We start from the raw sequence: 7,038 nt of genomic DNA, 5'->3' as shown, positions 1-7,038 counted from the left end.
GGCGGGCCCCCCTGGGGGTACAGCATTAACCCCCCCCCCCGGGCGGGGGGGCCCCCCCCCCCCCGCCCCGGGGGCCCCCCCCGGGGGGGCGGGGCCGCCCCCCGCCCCCCCCCCCCGCGGCGCGTCGTGCGGGGTGGGCCGCCGGGAACGGCGTCGTCGTCGCCGGGTGACGAGTCATTCCGGTGGCAGTGACGACGGCGGCTCCGCGGCGGAGCCGCCGGTGTGTCCCCGCGGCGCTCAACGTGCCCACCGGGTCCGTCATGCCGGGGCTGCCGGTTCCTCCGCCGTCGGTTCCTCCGGGACGAAACCCGGCAGCCACTCCTCCAGCTCCTCCCGCAGCCGCACCGTCGCGCCCAGCTGACAGAGCACGCCGATCGTGCTCAGGGTCACCCGGTGGATCAACAGATAGGCCGGGGGAAGGTTGAGCTGCTTGGCCAGCTGGGAGGCGGGGGAGCGGGGGTCGGCTATCCGGGCCGCCTGGCTCCGCATCCAGCCTCGGGTGAAGGTGAACTCGTCGGCCCGGGCGGGCTCGATGATCGGCAGGAGGTAGTCGAGGACGGCGTCGGGGTCCAGCTCGATCGACTCCTTGACGAAGCCCTCGGCGCAGAGCATCTCGTAGACGGCCTCCGCCTCGCCGTCCAGCGTCATCCACAGGGCCTCACCGATGGGCTCGGGCAGCCCGCCCGGGAGCCGGTCCACGGTGCCGAAGTCCAGTACGCCCAGGCGCCAGTCGTCCTCGCCCTCCGGACCGCCGGGCAGCAGACGGAAATTGCCGGGATGCGGGTCGGCGTGCAGCAGACCGGTGCGGGCGGGACCGGAGAACAGGAAGCGGGCCAGGAGCTGGCCGGCCCGGTCGCGCTGTGCTTCCGTGCCGTCCGAGATGATCTCCGACAGCGGTATGCCGTCCATCCACTCCGTGACCAGCACCTGCTCGCACTGGTGGACCACGTCCGGCACGACGACATCGGGGTCGTCCGTGAACTCCTCGGCGTGAACCCGCTGGGCCTGGGCCTCCAGGCCGTAGTCCAGCTCTTCGGAGACCCGGTCCTTGAGCTCCGTGATCAGCGGCTTGACGTCCATGCCGGGGATGAGCGGCCCCAGCAGGCGGGCGAAGCGGCTCAGCTGGTTCAGGTCGGACAGCAGGGCCTCGCCGGCGCCCGGGTACTGCACCTTGACCGCCACCTCGCGGCCGTCGTGCCACACCGCCCGGTGCACCTGGCCGATCGAGGCCGCAGCGGACGGCTTGTCCTCGAACTCCAGGAACAGCTCCTGCCAGCCTTCGCCCAGCCGTTTCTCCAGCACCGCGTGGACGGTACGGGTGGGCATCGGCGGGGCGGCCTCCTGCAGCTTGGTCAGCGCCGCCCGATAGGGACCGGCGACCTCCTCCGGCAGGGCCGACTCGAAGACCGACAGGGCCTGGCCGAACTTCATCGCGCCGCCCTTGAGCTCGCCGAGCACCTTGAACAGCTGCTCGGCGGTGCGCTGCTGGAGCTCGCGGCCGACAAGCTCCGCGGACTCGCCCACGATCCGCTTGCCGAGTCCCCAGGTAGCCCGCCCGGCGAAGCCGAGCGGGAGCGCGGCCAGTTTGGCGGTCCGGGTGACCGCCTTCCGGGGAAGATCAGACATGCGCCCTCCAAGTCCCTGCCGACCGCTTCGCGTCCGCCTCGCGGCGCCACTTCTCCGACGGCCCGTGCACGGCCATTGTCTCGTGCGACCCCCCGTCCCCGGAGGTGTGTTCTCCCTTACCTTTTTCCGGACCTTTGCGCACGGCCCCGCACGAGCAGACCGGGTGCGGCCGGACCGGGCGCGCGTGCCAGTGCAGAGCGGGGAGGGAGACCTCCCAGCGTGCGCCGGCGCTGGACGGAACCCGGCCGTCCAGGAAGGTGAGCGCGTGGGCGGCCGCCAGCCCGGCCACCGTCGTGGCCAGCGTCAGGTCGCAGGCGCCCACTCGGCGCTGCCGTCCGGAGCGCCACTGGGCGGCCAGACGCGGCCAGACCGGGTCCCGGTCGGTGCGGTCCTGCTGGAGACAGCCCGCACAGCCCGTCTCGCCGGGCAGCACCAGCGGGCCGACCACGCCGGTTCCCTCCACGACCCCGGCGTAGAGATGGGGTGTGCCCGAGGTCACGAGGGTTTCGGCGGCCCCGGGATCGGGCGCGTGCACGGCGACGTCGTCCCGTGGGGCGAGGACGACCAGACCGAAGCCGGGGTCGCCCTCGCCGAGGGGGGACCGGGCGGTCCGGCGCGGCGGGCGGTCCGGGGCGGCCCGGCGTACCGCACGGCGGGCCGCCTCGTCCCTGCGGTCGCCGACGGCCTCGGCGGGCAGCCCGCCCGGCGCGACGTCCCACGGCTCGACCCGTCCGACGTCGCGCACGTCGACCTCGCCCACTCCGGCCCCCGACAGCAGCGCCGCGAGGGCGGCGCCCACCCGGCCTCCGCCTCTCACCTGCACCCGCATACTGCGGCGCGCCGCCAGTCGGCGGAGCGGATCACCCGGCTCGGAGGTGGTCAGGGCGAGGGACGCCAGGTCCGGACGGAGCCGGTCGAGCACCTCCGGTTTCTCCCGCAGGGCCTCGGCGGCCGGCCCGCCGCCCCGTGAGTCGTCCAGCAGCCCGGCCCGCGCCAGCCTGCGTACCAGCCGGTCGACATGGCCCTCGGGCAGATCCATGCGACGTGACTCCTCCCGAAGGAGCTCCGGACCACGGGTGCCGTCGAGCAGGTCGAGGAAGCTGCCCGTGGCCGTGTCCATCGGGCCCAGCGTCAACGCGTGCGCAGGTGTCATCCCGAACTGCACGGTGTTGAGATCGCGCCATCCGCGCCGGAGCGCGGGCTTGACCATCGGATGCATGACATACCCCCGTACGTCCCGGATCGTCCCCGTTGAGCGGTCGAGCTCTTCGCGGCTCGTCCGACGCATGCCAGCATGCCGGGACGGGCCGAAGGCTGCCGAAAGTTGTCCACAGGCGGCGGAATTCATCGTACGAATCCGGCGCGCAGTGGGGGGATCACCGGGGAACCGCCCCGGAGCCAAGACTTCCCCGTGTGCAGCGGGTACCGTCGGGGCGTGCCCGCCGACCCACTGCACCGCGCCGGAAAACCACAGCGCAGCACGACGAGCCAGCCGACGGACGGCTCGCGGACGAGCGCGATCGAGGTCCGCAGGAGCGCCCGCCGTCGCAGGACGGTCTCCGCGTACCGCGAGGGCGATCGCACCGTCGTGCTCATCCCCGCCCGGATGTCCGAGGCGGAGGAGCAGCGCTGGGTGGCCGTCATGCTCGACAAGCTGGCCGCGCAGGAGAGCAGGCGGACGCTCGGGGACGCGGAGCTGGCCGAGCGCGCCCGGCGGCTGTCCGACCAGTACTTCGACGGGCGGGCCAGGCCCGCCTCGGTGCGCTGGGTCACCAACCAGAACACGCGCTGGGGCTCGTGCACCCCGTCCGAGGGGAGCATCCGCCTGTCGCACCGGCTGCAGGGCATGCCCGAGTACGTCGTCGACTACGTCCTCTGCCACGAGCTGGCGCACCTGCTGGTGCCCGGGCACGGCCCGCGTTTCTGGCGGCTGCTGGATGCGTACCCGAGGACCGAGCGGGCCCGTGGCTACCTCGAAGGGGTGGTCGCGGCCGAGCGGCTGCCGCGTGTGCCGGATACGCCCGATGCGTGAACACCGCCCGAAGTGAGCGCACTGTAGGCCTGTGCGTGCGTTGTGTACCGGGTCTGTACCGACTTCATCCGGTGTCCGGGTTTGCCGTTAGCCTGACGCGACGCACTCACATTCGGGATGGGGGACGGTCGTACGCATGGCCAGGGAATTCCAACGCGGCCACAAGGCCAGGATCAGTGACCTCACGGCGGGAACGGATCTGTACGTAGGCGTGCAGATCTCCGGCCCGGGGCTGACCTTCGACATCAGCTGCTTCGGTCTTGACGCCGACGAACGGCTCTCCGACGACCGTTACTTCATCTTCTACAACCAGCCGAAGTCCCCCGAGGAGTCCATTCAGCTCCTGGGCGCCCAGGCGGGCGACACCGAGTCGTTCCGCGTGACGCTGGACCGGATCCCGCAGCAGATCAAGAAGCTGTCCTTCACGGCGACCCTCGACGGCGCCGGGCAGATGTCGCAGATCGGTCCCGGATACATCCGCATCGTCGCGGGCGGCGAGGAAGTGGCCCGGTACCCGTTCAGCGGCTCGGAGTTCTCCACCGAGCGGGCCGTGATGCTGGGTGACTTCTACGTCAAGGACGTCTGGCGGTTCGCCGCCGTCGGGCAGGGCTTCGACGGCGGTCTCGACGCGCTGCTGCGGAACTTCGGCGGCGAGGTGGCCGAGGACGAGCCGGCCGCCCCGCAGCAGCCGGAGGCCGGCGGAGCCGCGCCCGGTTTCGCCCCGCCCGCCCAGGCCACCGCGCCGCCCGCGTTCGGCGTGCCCGGCGGAGCCGCGCCCGCCCCGGTCCCCGTCCCCGCGCCCATCCCGGCCCCCCAGCCCGCCGCACAGGGCTTCGCGCCGCCGCCGGCCCCCGCACCTTCCGCGCCGCCGGTGCACGCCGCGCCGACCATCGTCGCCCCCTTGCACACCCCGCCCGGCGGCTCCCCGGTGCCGCCCCCGGCGCCCGCGCCCTACGGCCAGCAGCCGCCGTACGGCCGGCCCGTCCCGCCGCCCCCGGGCTACGGACAGCCACCGGCACCGCAGGCACCCACCCCGCCGACCGGCTACGGACAGCCCACTCCTCCTCCGGGCTACGGACAGCAGCCCCCGCCCGGACAACCGCCGGCCGGGCAGGCCCCGTACGGTGCGTCCCAGGGCGCACCGCAGGGCCCCGGTGTGCTCGGCGCGCTCCAGCAGTTCAAGGAGACGCCCACCGGGCAGCGCTGGACCCAGCAGAACAAGAAGCTCGTCCGCGCCGACCTCGGCATCGGCGGGCAGGCCGTGCTGGCCCGGCAGGGCAGCATGGTGCTCTACCAGGGCAAGGTCGACTTCAGCTACAAGGGCGCCGGGTTCTCCGGCCGGATCGTGGGCAACGCCACCGGCCAGGAGATGCAGCTGATGCGCTGCACCGGCCAGGGCCAGGTGTTCTTCGCCGAGAACTCCACGATGCTGCACCCGATCGAGCTCCAGGGCGACGCCGTGTGCGTCTCCGCCGAGAACGTCCTCGCCTTCGACGAGACCCTCCAGTACGAGGTCCGCCGCATCGAGGGGCACGGTATCCCCGGCGGCGCGCTGTTCACGATGCAGTTCCAGGGAACCGGCACGATCGTCGTGAAGACCCACGGCACGCCCGTGGTGCTGCCGGTCACGCCCACCACCTTCGCCGACTGCAACGCCGTGGTCGCCTGGTCGGCCGCCTCCCAGGTGGTCGTCTCCAGCCAGGTGCGGATGCGTCGCAACTCCTACCCCGGCGACACCGGGGAGAGCGTGAACCTCCAGTTCCGGGGCGCGCCCGGCAACTTCATCGTCGTCCAGCCGTACGAGATCTAAAAGGGAGCCCGTCATGAACCAGCCACTCGCGGGCTATGCCCCCGCCCCCGCCGGCGCCCGCATGGAGAACCACGGCAACCACATGCTGAAGGTCGCCATGCAGACCGGGAACGACCTCCTCGCGCGCGTGGGCTCGATGGTCGCCTATGAGGGCTTCGTCCAGTACGAGCCCAACCCGCCGGCCGTCCGCCAGATCGCCAAGGACTGGCTCACCGGTGAGGGCGCGCCGCTGATGAAGTGCTCCGGCGACGGCCTGCTCTACCTGGCCGACTACGGCGCCAACGTCGTGGTGATCAACCTCAACGGCGACGGCATCTCCGTCAACGCCACCAACCTGCTCGCCTTCGACGCCCATCTCACGTGGGGCGTGGAGCGGGTCAAGGGCCTGGCGAAGTTCGCCGGACAGGGCCTGTGGAACACCAGGATCTCCGGGCAGGGCTGGGTCGCGCTGACCTCGCGCGGCAAGCCGATCGTCGTGGACTGCGGTGGCGGCGACGACGAGACGTACGTCGACCCGGACGCCCTGGTCGCCTGGTCCCCGAACCTCAAGGTGAAGGGCAAGCGCAGCTTCCGGGCCCAGTCGCTGATCGGCCGCGGCAGCGGAGAGGCCTACCAGATGGCCTTCTCCGGTCAGGGCATCGTCGTCGTCCAGCCCAGTGAGGACAGCACCGACCGCCTCCGGGTCCGGGGCTGAGGGGGAGCAACCACACCATGCAGAGCCCGCTTTTCGCCTTCAACGACCAGCAGACCCAGGAGCGCTGGAGCCTGCAGAACCAGCAGATGCTCCGCGTCGCCCTGGACGGCCACGACGACGTCCTCGCCCGCAAGGGCACCATGGTCGCCTACCAGGGACTCGTCGAGTTCGACGCCGAGTTCCAGAGCAACAGCGCCTCCCGCGCACGTGCGCAGACCGGTGAGGGACTCGACCTGATGCGCTGCCACGGGCAGGGCACGGTCTACCTCGCCAACCTCGCCCAGCGCATCCACGTCATGGAGGTGGAGCAGGACGGGCTGACGGTCGACAGCAGCTACGTGCTCGCGATGGACTCCTCGCTGCACCACGAGGTCATCGCCGTCGACAGCCTGTACGGCATCTCCGGCTCCGGGAAGTACCAGCTCAACATCACCGGCCGGGGCAAGGTCGCCCTGATGACCTCCGGCATGCCGCTGCTGATGCAGGTGACACCGGACAAGTACGTCAACTGCGACGCCGACGCGATCGTCGCCTGGTCCACGTCCCTGCGGGTGCAGATGCAGGCCCAGACCCACTCCTCCGGAGTGTGGCGGCGCCGCGGCAACACCGGCGAGGGCTGGGAGCTCAGCTTCATGGGCAGTGGCTTCGCGCTCGTCCAGCCCAGCGAACTGCTGCCGCCGCAGAACGCCCGGATCGGCTCGGGCGTCGCCGCCCAGTACGGCGTGGGACAGCAGGGGGCCCGTGGTCAGAACCAGGGCAACGTCTGGAGCTGACGGGAACGACACAGGGGGTGGGGGGGGCCCCCCCGGGGGGGGGCCCCCCCCCCCCCCCCGGGCCCCCCCCCCCCCCCCGGAGGCTACCCCCAAACGGTGAACG

At 72.3% G+C, this 7,038-nt stretch carries 6 protein-coding genes; 4 read left to right on the top strand and 2 right to left on the bottom strand.

The annotated features are described in order from the left end of the window. Positions 1–258: 258 nt before the first annotated feature. Both ACFY3N_RS01100 and ACFY3N_RS01095 read right to left on the bottom strand, forming a co-directional pair. The gene (locus ACFY3N_RS01100) at positions 259–1,626 is read right to left on the bottom strand and encodes an ABC1 kinase family protein (RefSeq protein WP_390814548.1); all 1,368 of its coding nucleotides are present in this window, start codon (positions 1,624–1,626) and stop codon (positions 259–261) included. Then, complete coding sequence (locus ACFY3N_RS01095; RefSeq protein WP_390814547.1) at positions 1,619–2,845, bottom strand: TOMM precursor leader peptide-binding protein; 1,227 nt, start codon at positions 2,843–2,845, stop codon at positions 1,619–1,621. Before ACFY3N_RS01095 ends, ACFY3N_RS01100 begins: the two co-directional genes overlap by 8 nt. A gap of 216 nt (positions 2,846–3,061) precedes the next feature. On the opposite strand from ACFY3N_RS01095, the gene ACFY3N_RS01090 reads away from it, so the two are divergent. The 4 genes from ACFY3N_RS01090 to ACFY3N_RS01075 all read left to right on the top strand — a co-directional run bounded on the left by ACFY3N_RS01090 (position 3,062) and on the right by ACFY3N_RS01075 (position 6,935). Continuing rightward, positions 3,062–3,658 carry a M48 family metallopeptidase gene (locus ACFY3N_RS01090; RefSeq protein WP_390814546.1) on the top strand — a complete coding sequence of 199 codons (597 nt, stop codon included), beginning with the start codon at positions 3,062–3,064 and terminating at the stop codon, positions 3,656–3,658. A gap of 136 nt (positions 3,659–3,794) precedes the next feature. Continuing rightward, entirely contained in the window at positions 3,795–5,468 is a 1,674-nt protein-coding gene (locus ACFY3N_RS01085; protein ID WP_390814545.1) for a TerD family protein, read from the top strand. Positions 5,469–5,481: 13 nt separating this feature from the next. Then, the gene (locus ACFY3N_RS01080) at positions 5,482–6,162 is read left to right on the top strand and encodes an AIM24 family protein (RefSeq protein WP_390814544.1); all 681 of its coding nucleotides are present in this window, start codon (positions 5,482–5,484) and stop codon (positions 6,160–6,162) included. 17 nt (positions 6,163–6,179) lie between these two features. Further along, entirely contained in the window at positions 6,180–6,935 is a 756-nt protein-coding gene (locus tag ACFY3N_RS01075; protein WP_390814543.1) for an AIM24 family protein, read from the top strand. Positions 6,936–7,038: the final 103 nt, after the last annotated feature.

It is taken from the genome of Streptomyces sp. NPDC000348 (assembly GCF_042898795.1).
Lineage (GTDB): Bacteria > Actinomycetota > Actinomycetes > Streptomycetales > Streptomycetaceae > Streptomyces.
This window is presented reverse-complemented; position numbering and strand designations above follow the sequence as displayed.